At 61.1% G+C, this 22,551-nt stretch carries 21 protein-coding genes and 1 pseudogene; 13 read left to right on the forward strand and 9 right to left on the reverse strand.

Annotation, left to right across the window (positions count from 1 at the left end; translation table 11 throughout):
* Positions 1-89: 89 nt before the first annotated feature.
* Together QAO71_RS05305 and QAO71_RS05310 are read right to left on the reverse strand one after the other, a co-directional pair.
* Positions 90-1,319 (reverse strand): DedA family protein, encoded by a 1,230-nt coding sequence (locus tag QAO71_RS05305; RefSeq protein WP_280165449.1) that lies wholly within the window; start codon positions 1,317-1,319, stop codon positions 90-92.
* A complete protein-coding gene (locus QAO71_RS05310; RefSeq protein WP_280165450.1) occupies positions 1,304-2,017 on the reverse strand; it encodes a DNA-3-methyladenine glycosylase in 714 nt (237 codons plus the stop codon). Before QAO71_RS05310 ends, QAO71_RS05305 begins: the two co-directional genes overlap by 16 nt.
* Before the next feature lie 90 nt (positions 2,018-2,107).
* Here QAO71_RS05310 and QAO71_RS05315 point away from each other — a divergent pair, with 90 nt between their 5' ends.
* The 11 genes and pseudogenes from QAO71_RS05315 (at position 2,108) to lipB (ending at position 12,003) form a co-directional block, all read left to right on the forward strand.
* A complete protein-coding gene (locus tag QAO71_RS05315) occupies positions 2,108-3,373 on the forward strand; it encodes a glutamate-5-semialdehyde dehydrogenase (protein ID WP_280165451.1) in 1,266 nt (421 codons plus the stop codon).
* Positions 3,370-4,008 carry a nicotinate-nucleotide adenylyltransferase gene (gene nadD / locus QAO71_RS05320; RefSeq protein WP_280165452.1) on the forward strand — a complete coding sequence of 213 codons (639 nt, stop codon included), beginning with the start codon at positions 3,370-3,372 and terminating at the stop codon, positions 4,006-4,008. The genes QAO71_RS05315 and nadD overlap by 4 nt, the downstream gene beginning before the upstream one ends.
* Before the next feature lie 20 nt (positions 4,009-4,028).
* Positions 4,029-4,388 carry a ribosome silencing factor gene (gene rsfS / locus QAO71_RS05325; RefSeq protein WP_036990584.1) on the forward strand — a complete coding sequence of 120 codons (360 nt, stop codon included), beginning with the start codon at positions 4,029-4,031 and terminating at the stop codon, positions 4,386-4,388.
* 6 nt (positions 4,389-4,394) lie between these two features.
* Entirely contained in the window at positions 4,395-4,862 is a 468-nt protein-coding gene (rlmH, locus tag QAO71_RS05330) for a 23S rRNA (pseudouridine(1915)-N(3))-methyltransferase RlmH (RefSeq protein WP_136869296.1), read from the forward strand.
* Positions 4,863-4,865: 3 nt separating this feature from the next.
* Positions 4,866-6,755 (forward strand): penicillin-binding protein 2, encoded by a 1,890-nt coding sequence (gene mrdA / locus QAO71_RS05335; protein ID WP_136869297.1) that lies wholly within the window; start codon positions 4,866-4,868, stop codon positions 6,753-6,755.
* Between the two features lie 59 nt (positions 6,756-6,814).
* Positions 6,815-7,894, forward strand: coding sequence for a rod shape-determining protein RodA (rodA, locus tag QAO71_RS05340; protein ID WP_235818277.1), 1,080 nt, complete (start codon positions 6,815-6,817; stop codon positions 7,892-7,894).
* A gap of 29 nt (positions 7,895-7,923) precedes the next feature.
* Positions 7,924-8,940 (forward strand): lytic murein transglycosylase B, encoded by a 1,017-nt coding sequence (mltB, locus tag QAO71_RS05345; protein WP_036990580.1) that lies wholly within the window; start codon positions 7,924-7,926, stop codon positions 8,938-8,940.
* Positions 8,937-9,845, forward strand: coding sequence for a septal ring lytic transglycosylase RlpA family protein (locus tag QAO71_RS05350; protein WP_074780345.1), 909 nt, complete (start codon positions 8,937-8,939; stop codon positions 9,843-9,845). The genes mltB and QAO71_RS05350 overlap by 4 nt, the downstream gene beginning before the upstream one ends.
* 59 nt (positions 9,846-9,904) lie before the next feature.
* Positions 9,905-11,095 (forward strand): D-alanyl-D-alanine carboxypeptidase family protein, encoded by a 1,191-nt coding sequence (locus QAO71_RS05355; protein ID WP_074780348.1) that lies wholly within the window; start codon positions 9,905-9,907, stop codon positions 11,093-11,095.
* Between the two features lie 10 nt (positions 11,096-11,105).
* Positions 11,106-11,381 carry a DUF493 family protein gene (locus tag QAO71_RS05360; protein WP_036990578.1) on the forward strand — a complete coding sequence of 92 codons (276 nt, stop codon included), beginning with the start codon at positions 11,106-11,108 and terminating at the stop codon, positions 11,379-11,381.
* Positions 11,381-12,003: pseudogene (gene lipB / locus QAO71_RS05365) on the forward strand (lipoyl(octanoyl) transferase LipB). The gene QAO71_RS05360 and the pseudogene lipB overlap by 1 nt, the downstream one beginning before the upstream one ends.
* 150 nt (positions 12,004-12,153) lie before the next feature.
* On the opposite strand, the gene lipA reads toward lipB, so the two are convergent.
* The 3 genes from lipA to QAO71_RS05380 all read right to left on the reverse strand — a co-directional run bounded on the left by lipA (position 12,154) and on the right by QAO71_RS05380 (position 16,441).
* The gene (gene lipA, locus QAO71_RS05370; RefSeq protein ID WP_036990576.1) at positions 12,154-13,203 is read right to left on the reverse strand and encodes a lipoyl synthase; all 1,050 of its coding nucleotides are present in this window, start codon (positions 13,201-13,203) and stop codon (positions 12,154-12,156) included.
* Between the two features lie 190 nt (positions 13,204-13,393).
* A complete protein-coding gene (locus QAO71_RS05375) occupies positions 13,394-14,971 on the reverse strand; it encodes a TerC family protein (RefSeq protein WP_280165453.1) in 1,578 nt (525 codons plus the stop codon).
* 189 nt (positions 14,972-15,160) lie between these two features.
* Positions 15,161-16,441, reverse strand: coding sequence for a lytic murein transglycosylase (locus QAO71_RS05380; protein WP_280165454.1), 1,281 nt, complete (start codon positions 16,439-16,441; stop codon positions 15,161-15,163).
* Between the two features lie 258 nt (positions 16,442-16,699).
* Between QAO71_RS05380 and QAO71_RS05385 the strand changes: the two genes are divergently transcribed.
* Positions 16,700-17,998, forward strand: coding sequence for a sialidase family protein (locus tag QAO71_RS05385; protein WP_235818275.1), 1,299 nt, complete (start codon positions 16,700-16,702; stop codon positions 17,996-17,998).
* Positions 17,995-18,624 (forward strand): hypothetical protein, encoded by a 630-nt coding sequence (locus QAO71_RS05390; protein WP_280165455.1) that lies wholly within the window; start codon positions 17,995-17,997, stop codon positions 18,622-18,624. Before QAO71_RS05385 ends, QAO71_RS05390 begins: the two co-directional genes overlap by 4 nt.
* Before the next feature lie 15 nt (positions 18,625-18,639).
* Here QAO71_RS05390 and QAO71_RS05395 read toward each other — a convergent pair whose 3' ends face one another.
* The 4 genes from QAO71_RS05395 to QAO71_RS05410 are packed head-to-tail and all read right to left on the reverse strand — an operon-like array spanning position 18,640 to position 22,542.
* Entirely contained in the window at positions 18,640-19,611 is a 972-nt protein-coding gene (locus QAO71_RS05395) for a lysylphosphatidylglycerol synthase domain-containing protein (RefSeq protein ID WP_036990571.1), read from the reverse strand.
* The gene (gene clsB / locus QAO71_RS05400; RefSeq protein ID WP_036990570.1) at positions 19,608-20,840 is read right to left on the reverse strand and encodes a cardiolipin synthase ClsB; all 1,233 of its coding nucleotides are present in this window, start codon (positions 20,838-20,840) and stop codon (positions 19,608-19,610) included. The genes QAO71_RS05395 and clsB overlap by 4 nt, the downstream gene beginning before the upstream one ends.
* Positions 20,840-21,628 (reverse strand): endonuclease/exonuclease/phosphatase family protein, encoded by a 789-nt coding sequence (locus QAO71_RS05405; protein WP_136869302.1) that lies wholly within the window; start codon positions 21,626-21,628, stop codon positions 20,840-20,842. The genes clsB and QAO71_RS05405 overlap by 1 nt, the downstream gene beginning before the upstream one ends.
* Entirely contained in the window at positions 21,625-22,542 is a 918-nt protein-coding gene (locus tag QAO71_RS05410; RefSeq protein ID WP_036990569.1) for a DUF72 domain-containing protein, read from the reverse strand. The genes QAO71_RS05405 and QAO71_RS05410 overlap by 4 nt, the downstream gene beginning before the upstream one ends.
* Positions 22,543-22,551: the final 9 nt, after the last annotated feature.

The following is a 22,551-nucleotide window of genomic DNA, read 5'->3' on the forward strand; positions in this document are numbered from 1 at the left end:
GGTGGCAAGACGGTGCGGCAAGGGTCAATGCGTGTGCGCTTCCATTGGTTTGCTGAATGCCGCGACCGGCGTGTAAAGCTATAGGTCGTTCAGAAACCGGCCAACAGCAGCAGGCCGGCTACCATTGGCCAGGCAGGTACCAATATGGACCAGTGGGGCGACAGAGGAGGCAGTGGTCCGCCGCGTTCCACCAGCCAGATGGCCAGCAACACCGCGGCGGCCGATTGCAGTACGCTGCCTAGCACCATGGGTGTTGCCATGGGCAGGAGCAGCCAGGCGGTAATCAGTAGGGCGCAGATGGGGCCGGCGTAGAAGGTCCAGCTCAGGCGCAGCCAGAACGATAGATGCCGGTTGCCCAGCAGGACCACGCCAAGCAGCAGGGACAATTGCAGCGCCAGCAAAGTGGAATGCATCCCGGGCAGCAGGCCCAGTGCCAGGCAGAGAATTGCGCACAGCAGCAAGAACAGCAGTTGCCAGCCGTGACGCAACACCGCCAGCAATCCCAATACTGGCAGGTAAAGCAGCCACAGGAAGGCTTCACCGGTCAGCGGTTGCAGTTCAAGCCGCACGGCTGACAGGCGCGGCCAGGCGGTGCTTGCCAGCCACTCGGCAAGGGTGCCATAGACTACCGTCAGCCAAGGCTCGGCCTGCGGCAGGCAGAGCATGGCCAGCAGACAGAGTGCGGCTGCAGCCAGACTGCTCCAGCGTTGCTGGGTGCGTAGCAGGACCAGCAGTGTCAGGCCGAGCAGTGCCAGCCCGCCAGCCAACAATCCCGCCTCATGCCAGAAGGATTCCGGCACCGGCCAGCGGACCGCACTGCCGGCGAGATAGCCGGGCAGTACATACACCGGGGCCCAGGCCAGAGCCGACAGGATATTGACCAGCAGAAAGCGCCAGGTGGGCATGTCGAACATGCCGGCGACCATTGGGATAATGGGGCGGATCGGGCCGATAAAGCGCCCCAGAACAATGCTGTACATGCCATAGCGGCGGAAGAAACTCTCGCCCCGGTCAATCCATTGCGGATGACGGGCAAAGATCCGTAGTCGGCGGATGTCCTGATGAAACCAGCGGCCCAGGGCGAAGCTCAGTAAATCACCGCAGACGGCCCCGGAGAAAGCCCAGGCCAGTGCACCGAAAAGACTCAGGTCGCCGCCGCCAGCCAGGGCGGTGGCGGCGAACAGCAGCACCACCCCCGGCACCACCAGGCCCGCCACCGCCAGGGACTCGACCATGGCAATGAGAAAGATGGCCAGCCCGAGCCAGCGGGTATGGCTGCCCAGCCAGGCGATAAGCTCGCCGCTCAGCAGGCTTTCCATTCAGACACATCATCGATCAGTTGATAATCGCGGCCTTCCTGCCGAGTTCGCCCCAGAGGGTTGCGGGTGCACCAGGGGGCGTAGGCGGCGTCGACGAAGCGGTAGGGCAGATGCTCGTCCCGGCCCAGCGGAATGCCCAGCCGGGTGGTCTGGATGATCTGATGTGGACGATAGCCGTCATCGTCGATAAGCAGCTGTTCCGGGTCCGGTATCTGCGCATTCCAGACGGGCACCTTCAAGTGCAGCGAACGGCACAGCAGGGTCTGGCCATTGCACAGTCTGGTTGTTGGGCGCACCTGTCCGTTGGCGGCGGGGTTGAGTTTCTGCATCAGGGCGAGACTGTCCGGGCCGCTGATATCGTCGACCACCGGGTAGCCGGACTTGATCAGCACGCCGTCGCCTTCGCCGGCGGCGCTGATGTTCAGCGAGTCGCCGCCGCGGGCGTAATACATGTACAGGGTGCCGGCTTCCATGAACAGGGCGCGCCGGGAATGGGTCAGGCCCAGCGAGGCATGACTGCCTTTTTCTTCGCGCAGGTAAGCCTCGGTCTCGATGATACGTGCCGACAGCCAGTGGCCCTGGTGATAGTGACGGATAACCTTGCCCAGCAAATGCACCGCCAGTTCGCGGCTGTCACGCTGGAAAAAGGCCCGTGGCAGAGGGCTTGATGCCCGATGGAGTGAATTGATCGCAGACATATCAGCGATGATAGCAGGTTCGCCCTGTCCAGCGTCTGGAGGCACCGGTATAATGCTGGTTTTCCGTTTTGGTCGCAGGATGGTGAACAAATGAGCGCTGATCAGGTAACCGAATACATGTCCGTGCTGGGACGCCAGGCGCGGCAGGCTTCGCGCGTGATCGCCCGGGCCACCACGGCGGTCAAGAACCGGGCCCTGTTGGCCACTGCCGAGGCTATTGAAGCCGCCGAGGCGAGTCTGATCGAAGCCAACGGGCTGGATCTGCAGGCCGGCCGCGACAACGGGCTGGATGACGCCATGCTGGATCGCCTGGCGCTGACGCCGGCTGGTATCCGCAATATGGTCGAAGGGCTACGCCAGGTGGCGGCACTGGCTGATCCGATCGGTGCGATCCGCGACATGAAATACCTGCCGTCGGGCATCCAGGTCGGCCGTATGCGCGTGCCGCTGGGCGTGATCGGGATCATCTACGAATCACGACCGAACGTGACCGTGGAGGCCGCCAGCCTGTGCCTGAAATCCGGCAACGCCTGCATCCTGCGGGGCGGCTCTGAGTCGATTCACTCCAATCGAGCCATTGCCCAGTGTATCCGCCAGGGGTTGGATGCTGCCGGGCTGCCCCAGGAAGTGGTGCAGGTGGTGGAAACCACTGATCGCGCTGCTGTTGGCGCGCTGATCACCATGCCGGAGTACGTGGATGTGATCGTCCCGCGTGGCGGCAAGGGTCTGATCGAGCGCATCAGCCGTGATGCCCGGGTGCCGGTGATCAAGCATCTGGATGGTATCTGCCACGTCTACGTGGATGACCGCGCCGACCTGGACAAGGCCGAAGCTATTGCGTTGAACGCCAAGACTCATCGTTATGGTGTGTGCAACGCCATGGAGACGCTGTTGGTGCACGAAGGCGTCGCCGCGCAATTCCTGCCGCGCATGGCTGCGCTGTATGGCGAGAAGGGCGTGGAGCTGCGTGGTTGCCCGCAGACCTGCGCGATCCTGCCCCAGGCCATCGCCGCTAACGAAGAAGACTGGGCCACCGAATACCTGGCGCCGATCCTGTCGATTCGGGTGGTGGCGGATATGGATGAGGCGATGGATCACATCAACCGCTACAGCTCACAACATACCGAATCGATCGTCACCGAAGACTTCACCCGCGCCCGACGCTTCCTTGGTGAGGTGGATTCTAGCTCGGTGATGGTCAACGCCTCGACCCGCTTCGCCGATGGTTTCGAATACGGCCTGGGCGCGGAGATCGGTATCTCCACCGACAAGCTGCATGCCCGTGGTCCGGTTGGTCTGGAAGGGCTGACCAGTGAAAAATATATCGTCCATGGCGATGGGCATATTCGTCAGTGACACTCCGTGTCGGTGTCCTGGGCGGTACTTTTGATCCGATTCACTTCGGACACCTGCGCAGCGCCGTGGAGGTTCGTGAATGCCTGGCGTTGGATGAGCTACGGCTGATCCCCAACGCCACACCGCCGCACCGGGATGTTCCCGGTGCCAGTGCGCCGCAGCGGCTGGAAATGGTGCGCCTGGCCACCGCGTCGGATGACAACCTGCTGGTTGACGACTGCGAGCTGCGGCGTGACCGTCCGTCGTATACGGTGGAGACGCTGGAGTCATTGCGTACCGAGTTGGGCGACAATGCCACCCTGTTTCTGATCGTCGGCTGGGATGCCTTCAGCGGTCTGCCCGGCTGGCACCGGTGGGAAGATCTATTGCAGCTCGCCAGTCTGGTCGTGCTGCAGCGTCCTGAGCAGGACCAGGAATTGCCGGAAGTACTCAAGGATCTGCTGGCGGCGCGCAGTGTGGGCGACCCGTCGGCCATGCAAGCGGCCCATGGCGAGATTCTCTGCCTGGCACAAACACCCCTGGCCATATCGGCCACCCATATCCGCTCACTGATCCAGGCAGGGCGCTCTCCGCGATTTCTGTTACCCGATTCGGTGCTTGGCTATATTGAAACCAATGGGCTGTACCGGCCCTGATTGAGGAATTGAACACCATTATGCAGATTGAAGATCTGATCAAGGCAGTAGAAGACGCGTTGGACGAGCTCAAGGCCAAGGACGTGGTGCGCATTGATGTGCGTGAGCTGACCGGCGTAACCGATTACATGTTCATCGCCAGCGGTAACTCCAACCGCCAGGTGAGTGCACTGGCCGATAACGTTATTGAAAAAGCCAAGGCGGCGGGCGCGCGTCCGCTGGGCGTGGAAGGCAAGGACTCCGGCGAGTGGGTGCTGGTGGACCTGGGTGACATCGTGGTGCATGTCATGCAGCCGGCCACCCGACAGTTCTATGATCTGGAGCGCCTCTGGCAGAGCGCTGAATCCCGTCGGGCGCAGCAACAACCGACCGCGGAGTAAGGCTCCTTGCGTATTCGCCTGATCAGCGTGGCGTCACGTATGCCACGTTGGGTAGAGCAGGGCTATCAGGAGTATGCCAAGCGTATGCCTGCCGACTTGCCGCTGGAGCTGGTAGAGATTCCGCTGGCCACCCGCGGCAAGAACGCGGATGTCGCCCGGCTGATGCGCCGCGAAGGCGAGCAGATGTTGGCGGCCACGCAGCCCGGCGAACGAATCGTTACGCTTGAGGTCGAAGGTCGGCCCTGGTCTACCGAGGCGCTGGCCGAGCAGCTGGAAAGCTGGCGGCTGGACGCCCGCACAGTCAACCTGATGGTGGGTGGCCCGGAAGGTCTGGCCAGCGAGGTTGCTGCTCGCAGCGACCAGCGCTGGTCGTTGTCGCCGCTGACCTTGCCCCATCCATTGGTACGCATCCTGCTCGCTGAGCAGTTGTATCGCGCCTGGACCATTCTGAACCGCCACCCATACCACAAGTGATACATGGCCAAGCCGATTCGCATCAAGGACCACCTCAATGACGCGGGGATAGTACAGCGCAGAATCATTCTCGCGGTGCTGTTCATTCTGTTATTGGCTTTCGGCTTGCTGGCACGCATGTACTGGCTGCAAGTGGTGCAGTACGAGCATCATTCCACCCTGTCCGAGAACAACCGGGTGCACGTGCAGCCGATCCCGCCGGCGCGCGGTCGGATCCATGATCGCAATGGGGTGGTGCTGGCCGAGAACCGGCCCAGTTTCAGCCTGAGCATTACGCGTGAGCGAACCACCGATCTCGACGCCACCATCGAGCTGCTGCGCGAACTGCTGCAGCTGGGCGATGATGATATCGAACAACTGCGCCGACGGCTGCAGCAGGCGCGCCGGCCCTTCGAAGCGGTACCGGTGATGTTCAATCTGACCGAGGAGCAGATCGCCCGTATCGCGGTGAACCAGTTCCGTTTGCCGGGCATCGATGTGCAAGCCAGTTTCGTGCGGCATTATCCGCAGGCCGAGCATTTCGCCCATTCCGTCGGCTATGTCGGGCGGATCAACGAGCGGGAACAGGAGCGGATTGATCCGGTGGCCTATGCCGGCACGCACTATATCGGCAAGACCGGGGTAGAGCGCTTCTATGAGGATCTGCTGCATGGCAAGGTCGGCTATGAAGAGGTGGAAACCAACGCGCGCGGTCGCGTACTGCGGGTGCTCAAGCGTACCGAGCCGGTATCCGGCAGGGACCTGACCCTGCATCTGGACAGTGATTTGCAGGCCGTCGCGGAGCAGGCGCTGGGCAACCGCCGGGGTGCGGTGGTCGCCATCGAGCCGAAGTCCGGTGGGGTGCTGGCATTCGTCAGCCAGCCGGCGTTCAACCCGAACCTGTTCGTCACCGGCATCAGCCATGCCGATTACGGCGCGCTGCGCGACTCCCTCGACCAGCCGCTATTCAACCGCGTGCTGCGCGGACTTTACCCGCCCGGTTCGACGATCAAGCAAATCGTGGCGCTGGCTGGCCTGGATTATGGAGTAACCACGCGGACAGCCCGAGTCTACGATCCAGGGTTTTATCAGCTGCCGAACAACAGCCATAAATACCGCAACTGGAACCGTTACGGGGATGGCTGGGTGGATATGAAGCTGGCCATGGCCCGTTCCAATGACACCTATTTCTACGATCTGGCGCACAAGCTGGGCATCGATCGCATGCATGAATTCATGAGCCAGTTCGGTCTGGGCAGCCGGGTATCGCTGGACATGTTCGAGGAAACGGCCGGCCTGATGCCCTCGCGTGAATGGAAACGGGCTTCGCGCCGCCAGCCCTGGTATCCGGGAGAAACGTTGATTACCGGGATCGGCCAGGGCTATATGCTGACTACGCCGTTGCAATTGGCCCAATCCACCGCGCTGATTGCCAATCGCGGTGTGTGGAAGCGTCCGCGCATGCTGATGACCGCAGACGGACTACCGCCGGATGAAGAGGATACGCCGCCGGACGTGGTGTTGAAGAACCCGGACGACTGGGACTTCATCATCAAGACCATGGAGGAGGTGATGCACGGTGAGCGGGGTACATCCCGCGCTGCTGCCGCCGGCGCACCCTACCGTATGGCGGGCAAGACCGGTACCGCCCAGGTGGTCGCCATTGCCCAGGGCGCGCGTTACGATTCCGAAGCGCTGAAGGAGCGGCATCGGGACCACGCTCTGTTTGTTGGCTTTGCACCGTTGGATGATCCGCAGATTGCTGTTGCGGTCATGGTCGAAAACGGCGAGTCCGGAGGCCGGGTGGCGGCGCCAGTGGCCCGTGCGCTGTTCGACGCCTGGCTGCTGGAACCCGAGCCGTCTCCCGAGACGGATGATCCTGAGGCCGATAACGTCATGGAGGAAGCACCATGAAGCCGCTGGCCGGTATCTCTCCGCCTGATTCGCGGGGGCTGCGTCGCGAGCCCTGGTGGATGCGGTTGCATGTCGATCCCTGGTTGTTACTGCTGGTACTGGTGCTGGCCGGTGTGGCCGGTTTCGTCCTCTATTCCGCCAGCAGCAAGAGCATGGCGATGGTCTATCGGCAGGGGGCGCATTACGCGATTGGTTTGGCGGCGATGATCTGCGTTGCCCAGTTCAAGCCTCGCTTGATGGAGCGCTGGCTGCCACCGGCCTATCTGATATCGGTATTTCTGCTCCTGCTGGTACTGCTGGTCGGTACCGAAGCCAAGGGTGCACAGCGCTGGATCAGGATCCCCGGATTGATCACTTTCCAGCCATCGGAAATCATGAAGCTGGTGATGCCCATGAGCGTCGCCTGGTACCTTGGGCGGCGGGAGATGCCGCCGCGTTTCAAGCATGTGTGTGTCTGTTTGTTGATCATCCTGGTGCCGGTGGTGCTGATTCTCAAGCAGCCAGACCTGGGGACGACCCTGCTGATTGCTGCCTCGGGTCTCTTCGGGCTGCTGCTGGCAGGGCTGCGCTGGCGCTACATTCTCGGATCAATACTGTTGTTGGTGCCGGGAGCAGCAGCCATGTGGTTTTTCGTCATGCATGGCTATCAGAAACAACGGGTATTGACCTTTCTCAATCCGGAAAGCGATCCGCTGGGCGCGGGCTGGAACATCATTCAGTCCAAGGCGGCGATCGGTTCGGGCGGTGTGTTCGGCAAGGGCTGGTTGCAGGGCACCCAGTCACACTTGGACTTTCTGCCAGAAGGCCATACCGACTTCATCATCGCCGTATTGGCCGAGGAGTTCGGGCTGGTCGGGGTGGCGCTGCTGCTGTTCGTCTATCTGCTGATCATCGCTCGTGGGCTGTATATCACCCACCATGCCCAGGAAAGTTTCAGCAAGTTGCTCGCGGGCAGCATCACGCTGACGTTTTTTGTCTACGTATTCGTTAATATCGGTATGGTCAGTGGTCTGCTGCCCGTGGTCGGCGTACCCTTGCCGCTGATCAGCTACGGCGGCACCTCGTTGATTACGCTGCTGGTTGGCTTCGGCATCCTGATGTCCATTCACACGCACCGAAAGTGGATGACTCAGAGATGAAAAATTATCTTGGGAGGTCGGGATTGCTCATGTTTGATCGCGTTTCAGGTTGGTTACGCCACAATGCACTGGGAGCGTTGCTGACCGCCGGGTTCAGTCCCGCGCTGCTCGCCGCTGGACCCTATACCGCGGAACATCCGGCGGTTGACCCCTTTGTCGAGGAGATGCGCAGCGAGTACGGCTTCAACTCCGAGCATGTACGCCGATTGCTGGCACAGGCCGAGCGCAAGGACGCTATTCTTGAGGCTATCGCCCGGCCTGCCGAGCGGGTTCGGCCGTGGCACGAGTACCGCAAGATCTTCATCACTGATCGACGGGTGAAGGAGGGCGTGGCGTTCTGGAACCAGCACGCCGACGCGCTGGCCAGAGCCGAGGAAGTGTACGGTGTTGAACCGGAGGTGATTCTGGCTATTCTCGGTGTCGAAACATTCTATGGCGGCAACAAGGGCAGCCATCGGGTGATCGATGCGCTGACCACTCTGGGCTTCGATTATCCGCCGCGGGCAGACTTCTTTCGTCGTCAGCTCAAGTCCTTTCTGGTGCTAACCCGCGAGCAGCAGGTCGATCCGCTTGAACTGACCGGCTCCTACGCCGGCGCCATGGGGTATCCGCAGTTCATTCCCAGCAGCTACCAGGCCTTTGCTGTCGACTTCGATGACGACGGGGTGGCGGATATCTGGAACAATCCGGTCGATGCCATTGGCAGTGCGGCCAATTACTTCGCCGAGCACAAGTGGCAGCACGGCGCTGATGTGGCGATTGCCGCCGACGTTTCGGGGGATGATTTCGCCAAGGGGTTTACCCTGGACCGCGGTCTGGAGGCAAAGATCAGCGTCGGCGAGCTGAAGCGCCTGGGCTGGACTCCGCAGCAGGAGCTGGATGACGCTACTGAGGTGATGGCCTTCGAGTTCGACGCCGGGGAACATAAACAGTATTGGCTGGGTCTGAACAACCTGCATGTCATTACCCGGTACAATCGGAGCGTCATGTACGCTATGGTCGTGCATCAGTTGGCCGACCTGATAAGGGAAGCGAGGGACCAATGAACAAGCCATTGCGCAACGGCCCGGGCGTTGCCGTCGTCTGTCTGCTGCTGGCGCTGCTGAGCGCCTGCTCATCGTCGCCGGTGCAGCAGGGCCAGGGTGAGACAGCCAGTGCCAGCAAGCCGCGCCCAGCCCAGGATGGTGCGCCGGATTATTTTCAGGATGTATCGCAAATTCCGGACGCGGTCCCGGTACCCCATACCGGCGCGTACAAGGCTTCGCCCTATCGGGTGCTGGGGCGCAACTACAACCCGATGAAGGACGGCCGCAATTACCGCGAGACCGGTCTGGCGTCGTGGTATGGCACCAAGTTTCATGGCCAGTTGACCGCCAACGGTGAGTCCTACGATCTGTATGGCATGACCGCCGCCCACAAGACCCTGCCGTTGCCGACCTATGTCCGCGTGACCAATGTGGATAATGACCGCAGCATCATCGTGCGGGTCAATGACCGTGGACCGTTTCACTCCGACCGTATCATCGACCTGTCCTACGCTGGCGCCGTCAAGCTGGGCTTCGCCGAGAAGGGCGTGGCGCGGGTGCGGGTGGAGGGTATTGACCCGGTGGTCTGGCAACAGCAGAACAACCCCGGTTATCTGGTCAAGGCGCAGCCCTCAACAACACCAACTGCGGCGGCAGCCAGCCCGGCACCGGCCACAGTGGTAGCGAGCGCCGGGTTGTACCTTCAGGTTGGCGCCTTTGCCTCTGACCAGGCGGCCGAGCAGTTACGCAGCCAGTTGCAGGGCATGGTCAGTGCGCCGGTATTTGTTACCCCGATAGAGCAGGATTCCCGTACGTTGCATCGGGTCCGGCTCGGGCCAGTAAGTGATCATGCCGAGGCAGAAAGGCTAATGGAGACATTGCGCCTGGCCAATCTTGGCAACCCGTCGCTGGTCAGCGCCAATTGATATTGCCGTTGTCTGCCAGCGGCCCCTTGCGTTCCACATTTTCCAAGACAGTGAGCATCATGTTTAAAAAATTCATTCACACCCTGTTGATTTCCAGCGCTGTGCTGCTCGTCCCGGCAGCCCTGGCTCAGACGCCGCAACCGCAGCCGCAACCCCAGGCTGCCGCCCCGCTGATGCCGCCGGCACCAACAGTCGCTGCTTCGAGCTATCTGCTGATTGACGCCGATAGTGGCAAGGTCCTGGTCGAACACAATGCTGACCAGCCGCTGCCGCCGGCCAGTCTGACAAAGATGATGACCAGCTATATTGCCAGCATGGAGATTCTGCGCGGCCAACTGAAGGAAACCGATCAGGTGCTGATCAGTGAAAAGGCCTGGCGCATGGGTGGCTCGAAGATGTTCATCGAGGTGGGCAACCAGGTGCCGGTGATTGACCTGCTGCGGGGCATCATCATCCAGTCGGGCAATGACGCCAGCGTTGCGATGGCCGAGCACATCGCCGGCAGCGAGGACTCCTTTGCCGATCTGATGAACAGCCATGCCAAGCGTCTGGGCATGGTCAATACCCATTTCGAGAACGCCTCCGGCCTGCCGTCGGAGAATCATTACTCCAGCGCCCGGGATATGGCCATCATGGCCAAGGCGATCATCAACGACGATCCCGAGCACTACAAGTTGTACAAGGAAAAGGAATACGTCTGGAATGGTATTCGCCAGCCCAATCGCAACCTCATGCTGTGGCGTGACAAGTCGGTGGATGGCCTGAAGACCGGCCATACCGAGGAAGCTGGTTACTGTCTGGTGGCCTCGGCTGAGCGCGATGGCATGCGCCTGATCTCGGTGGTGATGGGGACTGTCAGCGAACAGGCTCGCGCTGCTGAAACCCAGAAGCTGCTGACCTGGGGCTTCCGCTTCTTCGAGACCAAGAGTTTCTATCAGCCGGGCCAGGTGGTTGCGCCGGCGCGGGTCTGGGCCGGGCAGGCTGACCAGGTGGATGCCGGTCTGGCTGAAGGTCTGGTGCTGACTCTGCCCAAGGGGCAGGCCGACAAGCTGGAAGCGGGTGTTACCATGAACCCGGTTATCAAGGCACCGATCGCTGCGGGCGACGTGCTGGGTCAGGTCGAAGTCAAGCTGGGTGAAGAGGTGGTCCATACCGCCCCGCTGGTAGCTCTGGCTGATGTGGAAGAAGCCGGTCTGTTCGGTCGCCTGTGGGACAGCATCCGCCTGTTTTTCTACGGCCTGTTCAACTGAGGACTTCGCCATGAGCGACAAGACTCCTGAAGCGCCCAAGATCGAGTTTCCTTGCCAGTACCCGATCAAGATCATCTGCAGTGCCGGTGACGGTGTCATCGAGCTGGTACTGGCAGTGGTCAGGCAGCACGACGCTGCGCTGGATGCCGACAAGCTGGTAGTGCAAGACAGCAAGAACGGTCGCTTTCAATCCCTGCGGCTGGTGATGACGGCAACCGGCGAGCAGCAGCTGCAGCAGTTGCATGCTGATCTCAAGGCCACCGGCCACGTGCATATGGTGCTGTGATGTCGGAGCTGATCGTCCGAGCTCTCGGGCTGGTGGATTACCAGCCCACGCTGGAGGCCATGCGTAAGCTGACCGCCGAGCGTGATGCCGATACCCCTGATGAAATCTGGTTGCTGCAGCATCCGGCGGTCTTCACCCAGGGACAGGCTGGCAAGGCGGAGCACTTGCTGGCGCCGGGGGATATCCCGGTGATCCAGGTCGAGCGCGGTGGCCAGGTAACCTATCATGGCCCGGCCAATTGGTCGGCTATCTGATGCTGGATCTGCGGCGTATGGGGTTGGGTGTGCGCGAGCTGGTCACCGCCATGGAGCGGAGCCTGGTCGATCTGCTGGCGTCTTATGACGTGGAAGCAGCGCCGAAGCCCGATGCGCCGGGCGTATATGTGAACGGTGCGAAAATCGCTTCACTGGGCCTGCGTGTGCGCCGTGGTTGCTCGTTCCATGGTCTGGCGCTGAATGTGGACATGGACATGCAGCCGTTCCAGCGCATCAACCCTTGTGGCTACAGTGGCTTGCAAATGGTCCAGCTCAGTGAGCTGGTAGCGCAGCCGGTGAGCATCGAAGAGGTGGCGCAGCGGCTGGAACAGGCGCTGCGCAAGCAGCTCGGGTTTCCGCAGGCGTAGATCGTTACATCTTTTTCCCATCCTGGGAAGGTCGAGCCCGCAGGCCGCGATCGGACTCGATGCGCAGCCTGCCGGTAACCCCGGCGGTGTCGGCTGATTTGGTACGAGCTGGTGCTCGAACCTCCCAGGCTATCCTCGGCGGCGTCCTGGTTATCTGAGATTCAGAGTCGGGATCAGATTGCTATCGACGTCCTGCCCCGGTACCGGAACAGGGGCGGCCAAGCCGAGATTGTTCTTCTCGAATACCCGGTCGGCACGGTAGCTGGAGCGTACCAGCGGCCCGGAAGCGACTTCCATAAAGCCCTTGGCCAGGCCCAGTTCACGGTAACGATTGAATTCTTCGGGGCTGACCCAGCGCTTGACGGGCAGGTGATTGCGGGTGGGTTGCAGGTACTGGCCGAGGGTGACGATATCCACGCCAATGGCCCGCAGTTCATCGAAGGTCTGCAGGATCTCCTCATCGGTTTCACCCAGGCCAACCATCAGGCTGGTCTTGGTCAACACCTGAGGGCGATGGCGCTTGGCGTGCTCCAGCACCTTCAGGGTCTTGCCATAGCCGGAGCGCGGATCACGTACTTCCCGGGTCAGTCGTTCAACGGTCTCAACGTTCTGGGCGAAAACCTCCAGCCCGGAATCGACCACCAGTTCCACTGCGGCCAGGTCAGCGTCGAAGTCCGGCGTCAGGGCCTCGACCACTACCTGTGGTGTACGCTGCTTGATGGCGCGTACGCACGCGGCGTAATGACTGGCACCACCGTCGTCCAGGTCGTCGCGGTCCACCGAGGTGAGCACGATATAGCGTAGCGCCATGAGTTCGACCGACTTGGCGGTATTCTCCGGCTCCTCGAGATCCAGCCAGCCGTTGGGGTTGCCGGTGTCCACGGCGCAGAAGCGGCAGGCGCGGGTACATACCGAGCCCATCAGCATGATGGTGGCAGTACCGTTGGACCAGCACTCGCCCATGTTCGGGCAGTGTGATTCCTGACAGACGGTGCTCAGACGGTGCTCAGAAACGTTGCGCTTGACCGCCTCGAACCGATCACCCGCCGGCGCCTTGACACGCAGCCACTTGGGTTTGGGTTCAAATACTGTGGGTTCGGCGTTGGCACGGCGCTTCTGGCCATCCTTGATGGCGGCAATACCTTGGGCATTGCGGAATTTTTCACCACTGGCAACGTTGGTTGGCGTGCTGTCAGACATCGGGATTCAGGGCTCCTGGTAGAGGCTCCATGGGAGTGTGCGCGGACACGGGCTGGCTTGTAGCCACGGAGCAGTTTACCACAGGCGCTGTAGGTGTGGGGGGAGGGCGTAGATCGGGCTGGCGGTGCTATTCGCGGCCAAAGCCGCCGCACCCACAAGTGGTTGTTACTTCTGGGTGCGGCGGAAACGGTCAGTCGCGTGACTGACCGCCTACTTCGTCCAGCCGCGTCAGTTCGACCCGGGCGATGCGCATATGCTCGATCTCGAGGATGCGCATCTGCCAGCCTTCGACGTTCAGCAGCTCATTCTGCTCGGGCATGTGTTCAAGCTGATTGAGGATCAGGCCGGCCAGAGTGGTATACAGCTGGCTGCGCGGCAATGGCTCGGGTAGCTGGCGGTTGATCTCTTCCAGGTTTTCGCTGGCGTCGGCCTCATAGCGACCCGGTCCGATTTCGATCACGCTGGGCGTCAAATCCATGCCCTGTTCAACCTCGGGCAGTTCCCCGGCGATGGCTTCCATGATGTCGGTCAGACTGACGATGCCCTCCAGAGTACCGAACTCATCGACCACGAACGCCATCTGCTTGCCCTCATGACGGAAGGCTTCCAGCGCCTTGATCGCGTTCTGGGTCTCGAATAGCACGACAGGCTGCTCGATATACTGCTCGAACTGCAGCTCGCTGCCCCGCAGGATGGCATCGAGCAGCGTCTTCTTCTGCACTATGCCCAGCGGTTCGTCATGTTTGCCATCACGGATCACTGCCAGACGCGAATAGGGCGAATCCAGCAGTTGCTGACGTTGTTCGTCCAGGCTGGTACTCAGGTCCAGCGCATGCACCTCGCGACGCGGTGTCATCAGTGCCTTGATGTTGGTATCGGCCAGGCTGAGTACACCGCGAATCATGTCCCGTTCATTCTCATGGAATACCGGTGCCGAACTATCCTCGCCGGTAAAGCCTTCATCGGACACCTGTTCGGCGCTGTCACCCTTGCCCAGCAGGCGCAGAATGTTGTGGGCGGTGCGCTCACGCAGGCTGCCGCCACTGTCCAGCCATTTCTGCTTATTGTGGCGGGCCAGTTGGTTGAAGAACTCGACCATGATCGAGAAGCCGATAGCGGCATACAGATACCCCTTGGGTATATGCAGGCCAACCCCTTCGGCGACCAGGCTGAAGCCGATCATCAACAGAAAGCCCAGACACAGGATGATCAAGGTCGGGTGGGCATTCACAAAGCGGGTGAGGCGCTTGCTGGCCAGCAGCATCACGGCCATGGCTACGATCATGGCAATGGCCATTACCGCCAGCTCGTCGGCCATGCCGATAGCGGTGACCACCGAGTCGATGGAAAACACCGCATCAAGGATAACGATCTGGGTTACCACCACACCGAAGCTGGAATAGGCCAGACGTGCGCCGCTGCTGTGCTGGCGGCCTTCCAGGCGCTCATGCAGCTCCATAGTGGCCTTGAACAGCAGAAACAGGCCGCCCGCCAGCATGATCAGATCGCGCGCTGATACGGCATGCTCACCGAAGTGGAATAGCGGATTGGTCAGGGTCACCAGCCAGGCGATGCTCATCAACAGCAACAGGCGCATGATCAGCGCCAGAGACAGGCCGAGGATCCGTGCCTTGTCACGTTGGTGCGGCGGCAACTTCTCCGCCAGAACGGCGATGAATACCAGGTTGTCGATACCAAGAACGATTTCCAGGGCGATCAGCGCGAACAGGCCTGCCCAGACGGTAGGATCAGCCAGCCATTCGAACATGGACGGCCTCCTTGGAGGTCTGGGGCAGTGCAACTGCGGGGATTGATTGTGAAGATGGGGTGCGAAGACGGTCTGTCATCGCGTTTGTTCGGGGAGGGACAGAGTTCAAAACGGTAAACCAGTGGCTTATGGAAAGATCCTTATACGCCTTCTTCGGTTATCGGACAAACTGATATTTGTTGCCGTCTGTCAGTTTGTCCGATGGCGCAGGGCTTTCAGCAGCTGTTGGTCGGGGTAGCCGTCGGCCGGCCAGCCCAGGGCGATCTGCAGACGCCGTATCGCCTGGCGGGTATTGGCACCGATGATGCCATCAACGCTACCGGGCTCGTAGCCCTGAGCTTGCAGATGTTCCTGCAGCTCCAGACGTTCGGTGCGTGACAACGGTTTGTCATCGGTCGGCCAACTGGCTTGAATCGTGCCGCGGCCCTGCAAACGTTCCGCCAACAGCCCGATGGCCAGGGCATAGCTGGTGGAGTTGTTGTAGCGCAGAATGCTGCGGAAATTGTTCATCGCCAGAAACGCCGGGCCGCGATGGCCGGCGGGCAGTACCAGCGTGGCCTCGGTGCTCGGCTGGCCGGTCAGCGGGCGACCACGGGCGTCGGTCACGCCGAGACCGGCCCACTCGGACAAGGGTTTGCGGATGGACATGTCCGCCAAGGCATAGTCGAAACCCTCGCCCAGGCGTACTTCCATGCCCCAGGGCGCACCGGATTGCCAGTTGGAATCGCGCAGATAGTTCGCGGCGGAGGCGAGGGCATCGGCTTCGGTATGCCAGATGTCACGCTTGCCATTGCCATCGAAATCCACTGCGTGGTCGTTGTAGGTAGTGGGAATGAACTGGGTTTGCCCCATGGCGCCGGCCCAGGAGCCGGTCATGCCATCGACGGTGATGTCGCCCCGTTGCAGAATTTCCAGAGCGGCCAGCAGTTGGGCCTGGGCGAAGTCGGAGCGGCGGCCCTGGTGAGCGAGGGTGGCCAACGAGCGAATGACCGAGCGATCGCCCATATTGCTGCCGAAATTGCTTTCCAGGCCCCAGATGGCAACCAGAATATGCCGGTCCACGCCATAACGCGCCTCGATCTCCTGCAGGATACCGGCATGACGTGTCAGCATCAGACGCCCGGTGGCCTGGCGTTGCGTGGACAAGGCCCCGTCCAGGTACTCCCAGACTGGCCGAGTGAATTCGGGCTGACTCTGATCGGCCTTCAGTACTGCCGGATCAGGTCCGATGTCATGGAATGCCTGGTCGAACAGCCGGGCATCGATGCCGCTGGCCAGTGCCTGGGCGCGAAAGCCATCACGCCATTGGCTGAAGGTAAGGTTGTCTGCTTCAGCTCTGGCGGTGTTCACGCCCGGCTGAACCGAGGCTTCCAGACGGTTCTCACCGCAGGCGGACAGGACCAGCAGACCGGCGGCCACCGCAAGAAGATTGCGGCACAGGGTGCTGAAACGAATGGGCTGATTGCGCATGTATCGGTTCCGACAGATTCAGATTCCGGCCCACTGTAGCACGCACCTACGCAAGGGCGAACCGCCGGGCCTGATGTTGTATTGCTGTTGGAGGGCGCCGACCGCTCCAGGTTCCTTGGTCGAGTCGAAAGATAAAAATATGTCGATCGGGCAAAGGGGCTGGTACTATCCACGGATGTCGTTTTGCAGCCAGGCTGTTTGCGCATATTCGGGGGCGTTCGACGCTGCAGACACAACAGGACATGAAGAACTAGAACAATGCAATGGAACAGTAATACCAGTCGATGGCGGATGCTGGCGATTCCCGCCGTGCTGGGTGTTTTTCTTGCAGCCTGGTCGCTGCATCCGGCTTATGAGATGTCGGATTTCTCGCCTTTTCCCGCCGCTGACTTCAATACTGCGCAGGTGGATCAGGAAGCTGAATTTCAGCAGGGTTTCGCGTCATCGGACCTGGACGAGTTCGTTCATTCGCCTTCCGTAGCGGCTTTGCCCGGTGGTGACCTCATGGCGGCATGGTTCGCCGGCTCCCGGGAAGGTGCTGCTGATGTGGATATTCGTGGCGCGCGGTTCGATGCCGTCACGGGCACCTGGGGCGAAGAACGGGTACTGGTGACCCGGGAAATGACCCGTCGTGCCATCGGTAAACCCATTCGCAAGCTGGGCAACCCGGTGATCGCATTTTCCCCGGATGAACGCCTGTGGCTGTTCTATGTCTCGGTGTCGGTAGGCGGCTGGGCAGGCAGCGCAGTCAATGCCATGGTGTCCGATGATCTTGGCGTCACCTGGTCGAAACCCCGCCAGCTGGTAACTACTCCTTTCGTGAATATCAGCACCCTGGTCCGCTCCGCGCCGGTGTTCCATGAAGACGGCTCGATCGGCGTGCCGGTGTACCACGAATTCCTTGGCAAATTTCCGGAATACCTATATCTGGACGCCCAGGGGCGGGTCGTCGACAAATTCCGTATCGCCGATGGTACGAATTCCCTGCAGCCTACGGTGGTGCCCCTGGATGGCAAGCGGGCCGTGGCGCTGCTGCGTCATGCCGGGCGCGAAGGGCATGTGCTGGCAACCGTGACCGAGGATGCCGGACGAACCTGGCAGCCGGAATGGCCCGTTGCACCATGGAACCCCAACACTTCCCTCGCTGCAGTGCGCTCGGGGTCGGGCAGTTTGTTGGTGGCGCAGAACAACTTGCTCGATGGGCGATTCAAGCTGAGCCTGGATGAAGCCACCAACAATCTTACCGAGTGGTCGCTGGTAGCCTCGCTGGACGCCTCCCCGGACCCCGACGGCAAGCCTTTTCCGCGGGTCAGGTATGAAGAGCTGATGCGCAAGAAGTTTCTCGACTCCAGCGGCACATCGCGTCAGCAACTGTTGACCGGCTATCTGCGGGAGATCGACCAGCGCATGTGCCACGACGGCATGTGCGACTTCGAATACGAATATCCCTACATGATCCGGGCCACCGATGGCCGTTATCACCTGGTCTATGCCTGGAATAACAGCTTCATCAAGCATGTAGCCTTCAACGATGCGTGGCTGGAGGCGCAGCTATGATTCCGATTAGTGTGCAATCCTGCCTGAGTTTCGCCTTGTTGGTATTCCTGCTGCTGCCCAGTGGTCGGCTGCCCCAGCGCTATCGCGCTCTACTGCTGATCGGCGTGCTGCTGGTGGGCATGGTGCCGTTGCCCGGCGGGTTGTCCCTGGCAGGCTATCTGCGTGGGCTGACCGACGAGTTGTCGATCACCGCCATGCTCTGGCTGCTGGCCGGTGCGGCGTTGCGCCTGGGCTGGACGCGTGGCCGCTCGGCCTCGGCTACCTGGCAGTTGTGGTCGGTGTTTGCAGTGCTGGGGGTGGTGCTCTATCCCGCTTCCATGGGTGTGGGCATGCTGGACACCTACAGCTGGGGTTACTCGCCCCGGTCGCTGATCGTGCTGATTGGCGCATTGACGCTGGCATTTCTGCTGCTGGGCAATTGGTTGGGTGTCTTCATGCTGACGTTGGCAACGCTGGCTTTCACCCTCGATATCAAGGCCTCGGAAAACTACTGGGACTATCTGATCGACCCCTTCGTCGCGCTCTTCGCCATTGCCATGCTACTGGGCAACGCGGTTGGTGCCATGCGCCGGTGGCGGCGTGGCGCGCTCACGCCGGTCCCGCAGTTGGATGACGGGTTGGACTGAACCCGAGCGCAGCGCTCAAGCGGCCTGTCGATTGGCGCTGCGCATGGCCTTGGCGCGTTTTTCCAATACCAGATAGATGGCGACTGCCACGCTCAGTGGCAGCAGAAAATAAACTGCCCGATAGCCAATCAACGCTGCCAGCAGGCTGCTTCTCGGCAGTTCATCTTGTAGCAGGGTGAGAAAGATCATTTCCAGCACACCCAGACCGGCGGGAATGTGGGTGATGACCCCGGCGATGCTGCTGATCAGCAGCACCCCCAGAACCCCGGGATAGAATGCCTCGGGGGGTAGCAGCAACCAGATGATCAGCGCCATCAGCGACCAGTTGAGTGCGCCCACCGCGGCCTGGACTAGCGCCAATTGCCAGGACGGCAGTTCGATGGTCTGGCCGCGTATCTGCCAACTGCGCTTGCGCGAGAAGGCGCAGGCCAGCACATAGATGACGGCGGCTATGATCATTGCCACCCCGATCACCCGCAAACCACCATTCCCCACCGCCCAACCCGCCGGCAGCTTTACCCAGCCCATTGCGAAGACGCAGCCGGCCAACCACAGATAGCCCAGCCAGTTGGTGATGATGCTCAGGCTGAAGACCCGGGCGATGGTCGGTATATCCAGCCCCAGTCGTGAATACAGCCGAAAGCGCAGCGCCACGCCGCCCACCAGGGCGTTGAGGTTGAGATTGAACGCATAGCAGACGAAAACCAGGGGGATCACCTGGCGAATCGGCAAGCGGTGCCCGGTATAGTACCGGCCCAAGAGATCAAAGCTACAGTAGGTCAGATAGCTCAGCAGCGCGACGCCGACGGCAGCCGCCACTACCCATAGCGGATAATCGCGTAGTGCCCCGCCCACGGCCTGCCAGTCGGTATTGCGCAATTGCATATACAGCAATACCGGGATGGCGATGAAGAAGAACAGGGTCAGCACACGCTTGCCCCAGCGCAACCAGGGATTGCCAGGTGCGGATTCGTGTTCGTCGCTCAAAGCAACTTCTCCTGTTCGAGAGTGGCGAGCTCTTCCTCCGCGGGGTCGTCCTGAGGCAGGAGCGGCTCCAGGCGCGGGGTGTGGGCGGGCAGGCTGCCGGCAATGGCCGGAAAATGCCGCAGAAAGTGGAAGAACAGAAAGGTCATCGGCGCTCGCCACCAGAAGCCACGAGTAGCCTTGGCCGCGGTGATCTCATCGCAGTGCTTATTGGCCAGAGATTGCAGGTGGTTGTACAGCCGCTGGTTGAGCTGCGGATCGCGGATGAACAGGTTGCCCTCCAGGTTCAGCGACAGGCTCAGGGGGTCCAGATTGCTGGAGCCCACCGTCACCCATTCCCGGTCCATCAGCGCCACCTTGCCGTGCAATGGGCGTTTGCAATATTCGTGGATGACCACGCCGCTGCGCAAGAGGTAGCTGTAGAGAAAGGTCGAACAATGACGTACCCAGGGCATGTCCGGTTCACCCTGCAGAATGAGCGTGACGTGCACGCCACGGCGGGCAGCGTTGCGCAATTCGCGCAGCATGCGATAACCGGGAAAGAAATAGGCGTTGGCGATCACCAGGCGGTGGTTGGCCGAGCGTATGGCACGTAGATATTGATCTTCGATGTCGGAGGTGTGGCGATTGTTGTCGCGGATCGCCAGCATGATCCAGGCGGCGCCGGCGTGGCGCGCGCGCGCGCGGTCTTCCGGGTTCAGCGGCAACGGTAGTTCACGGCGGGCATGACGGAACAGATTGAGGCTGGCATGGCGGATATCGCTGACCACCGGCCCGCGTACTTCCACGGCGTAGTCCTGTTTGGCACCTGGACCATAATCCCCCAGATGCACGGCAGTGAAATTGATGCCGCCGACATAGGCCACCTCGCTGTCTACTACCACGATTTTGCGATGCAGGCGGCGGAAGAGGTTGGTGCGCATGCCCATCAGCTTGGGCTGGGGATCAAATACATGCACCCGGATGCCGGCTTCGATCATCTCGCCGATGTACTCGTTACTCAGGTCCACGGTGCCGTAGCCATCGACGATGACTTCCACATGGGCGCCATTGCTCGCGGCGCTGATCAATGCTCGCTGCAGCTCCTTGCCAACCTTGTCTTCCAGAATGATGAAGGTCTCCAGCAACACCTCCTTGCGGGCGTTGCGGATACGTTCGAACACGCGAGGAAAGAACTCCTCGCCGTTGATCAGCAGGTCTGCATCATTGCCTTCACGCCAGACGGGTCTCATCAGAAACGTACCTCGACAGACAGTGGCGCATGGTCCGACAGGTGTGACCAGGGGCGCCGGTAAAGCGTTTCCGGTCCATGGGTTGTCAGGTTGCGGACATAAATCCGGTCCAGACACAGCACTGGCCATTGCGCCGGAAAACTCTTCGCCGGCGACCCGTTGGCGGTGACGAAGGCCTCTTTGAGACCGCATCTGTCCAGCCTGTCTCCGGCGCGCTTGAGCCAATCATTGAAGTCACCGGCAACGATTACCGGATCGTCCGGCGGCAACTCGTCGAGCAGTCGGCACAATAGGCGCAACTGACGCCGACGGTGGCGTTCCCACAGGCCCAGATGCACACAGATGGCATGCAGGTCCGCCTGGCCCGGCACGTCGAGGATGGCATGCAGTAAGCCACGCTCTTCGGTGCCACTGATAGATACATCCAGATTCTCGTAGTGCAGTATCGGAAATTTGGACAGCAACGCATTGCCATGGTGCCCTTCGGGATATACCGCATTGCGGCCGTAGGCGAACTGGGGCCAGATGGTATCGGCCAGGTATTCATAGTGAGGCGCATCCGGCCAGTTATCGATGTTGCGACCATGGCGATCGTTGTTGCCCAACACTTCCTGAAGAAACACCACATCCGCAGACAGGGTGCGCACGGCGTCGCGCAGCTCCGGCAGGATGAAGCGCCGGTTCAGCCAGCTGAAACCCTTGTGCGTATTGATGGTCAGCACCTTCAATGAATGGACCGTGGGCGCCCGGTTGGTGAGATGTTCCTGGGTGGAGCTCAATGGGGTCACAGAAAACGCTCCGGCAGCTGGCCCGGCTTGATTTCCAGTCCCTCGGCGCGCCCTAGCTTCTCCAGAAGCTGGCGCGCGTCATAGGGGGCGCGGACCTTGATGTCGTTATCGAAGTAGCAATAGATGTCGCGCTCGGCGCTTGAACTATCCCCCTGTTCGGATAGTCGGCGGGCACCTTCCGGCTGTTTGCCGCCGGCCCAGGCGCGGATGCGGCGCGCCCAGTCGTCCAGCGCCGAATCATCGTAGCCGCTGCTATACAGCTCCTTGTCGCCATGCAAACGCAGGTACATGAAATCGGCGGTCAGCTCCTCCACCAGCGGCCATTTGCCTGCGGTATCCGCGACCACCAGGGCGATCCGATGCTTGCGTAGCAGCTCGATGAAGCCCTCCTGCATGAAGCTGCGGTGGCGAATTTCCACTGCATGGCGCAGGCGGGTTTTGGCTCCTGTAGTTAGCCCCTCTGGCGCAGGAAAGCGGGGGCTGCGCGCGGCGCATTGGACGGCCTCGCCGAAGGTGCGCGGCAGCTGTTCGAACAACTCAGTGAACAGGGCTGGGTCATAGCGAAAGCTGGGCGGGAACTGCCAGAGAAAGGCGCCCAACTTGCGCTCCAGTTGCAGCGGCCCGGAGGCGAAGAAGTTGGCCAGCGGCTCATCCAGCTCGCGCAGACGTTTGACATGGGTGATATAGCGGGGCGCCTTGACGCTGAACACGAAATCATCCGGTGTGCTGTCGCGCCAGTTGCTGAACCGCTCCGGGGTTTGCAGGGCATAGAAGGAGCCGTTGATCTCGATGCTGCTGACCGTGCGCGAGGCATACTCCAGCTCCCGGCGCTGCAGCAGACCTTCGGGGTAGAAGTCGCCGCGCCAGGGTTCATAACGCCAGCCGGAAATGCCAATACGGATATCACTGCTCATGGGGACAGG

This window comes from Halopseudomonas sp. SMJS2, from assembly GCF_029866945.1.
GTDB classification, from domain to species: Bacteria; Pseudomonadota; Gammaproteobacteria; order Pseudomonadales; family Pseudomonadaceae; genus Halopseudomonas; species Halopseudomonas bauzanensis.

Coding starts and splice junctions, on each gene's coding strand:
- QAO71_RS05305 (WP_280165449.1), bottom strand. CDS start 1,319: ATGGAAAGCCTGCTGAGCGGCGAGCTTATCGCCTGGCTGGGCAGCCAT.
- QAO71_RS05310 (WP_280165450.1), bottom strand. CDS start 2,017: ATGTCTGCGATCAATTCACTCCATCGGGCATCAAGCCCTCTGCCACGG.
- QAO71_RS05315 (WP_280165451.1), top strand. CDS start 2,108: ATGAGCGCTGATCAGGTAACCGAATACATGTCCGTGCTGGGACGCCAG.
- rsfS (WP_036990584.1), top strand. CDS start 4,029: ATGCAGATTGAAGATCTGATCAAGGCAGTAGAAGACGCGTTGGACGAG.
- mrdA (WP_136869297.1), top strand. CDS start 4,866: ATGGCCAAGCCGATTCGCATCAAGGACCACCTCAATGACGCGGGGATA.
- rodA (WP_235818277.1), top strand. CDS start 6,815: ATGCGGTTGCATGTCGATCCCTGGTTGTTACTGCTGGTACTGGTGCTG.
- mltB (WP_036990580.1), top strand. CDS start 7,924: ATGTTTGATCGCGTTTCAGGTTGGTTACGCCACAATGCACTGGGAGCG.
- QAO71_RS05350 (WP_074780345.1), top strand. CDS start 8,937: ATGAACAAGCCATTGCGCAACGGCCCGGGCGTTGCCGTCGTCTGTCTG.
- QAO71_RS05355 (WP_074780348.1), top strand. CDS start 9,905: ATGTTTAAAAAATTCATTCACACCCTGTTGATTTCCAGCGCTGTGCTG.
- QAO71_RS05360 (WP_036990578.1), top strand. CDS start 11,106: ATGAGCGACAAGACTCCTGAAGCGCCCAAGATCGAGTTTCCTTGCCAG.
- lipA (WP_036990576.1), bottom strand. CDS start 13,203: ATGTCTGACAGCACGCCAACCAACGTTGCCAGTGGTGAAAAATTCCGC.
- QAO71_RS05375 (WP_280165453.1), bottom strand. CDS start 14,971: ATGTTCGAATGGCTGGCTGATCCTACCGTCTGGGCAGGCCTGTTCGCG.
- QAO71_RS05380 (WP_280165454.1), bottom strand. CDS start 16,441: ATGCGCAATCAGCCCATTCGTTTCAGCACCCTGTGCCGCAATCTTCTT.
- QAO71_RS05385 (WP_235818275.1), top strand. CDS start 16,700: ATGCAATGGAACAGTAATACCAGTCGATGGCGGATGCTGGCGATTCCC.
- QAO71_RS05390 (WP_280165455.1), top strand. CDS start 17,995: ATGATTCCGATTAGTGTGCAATCCTGCCTGAGTTTCGCCTTGTTGGTA.
- clsB (WP_036990570.1), bottom strand. CDS start 20,840: ATGAGACCCGTCTGGCGTGAAGGCAATGATGCAGACCTGCTGATCAAC.
- QAO71_RS05410 (WP_036990569.1), bottom strand. CDS start 22,542: ATGAGCAGTGATATCCGTATTGGCATTTCCGGCTGGCGTTATGAACCC.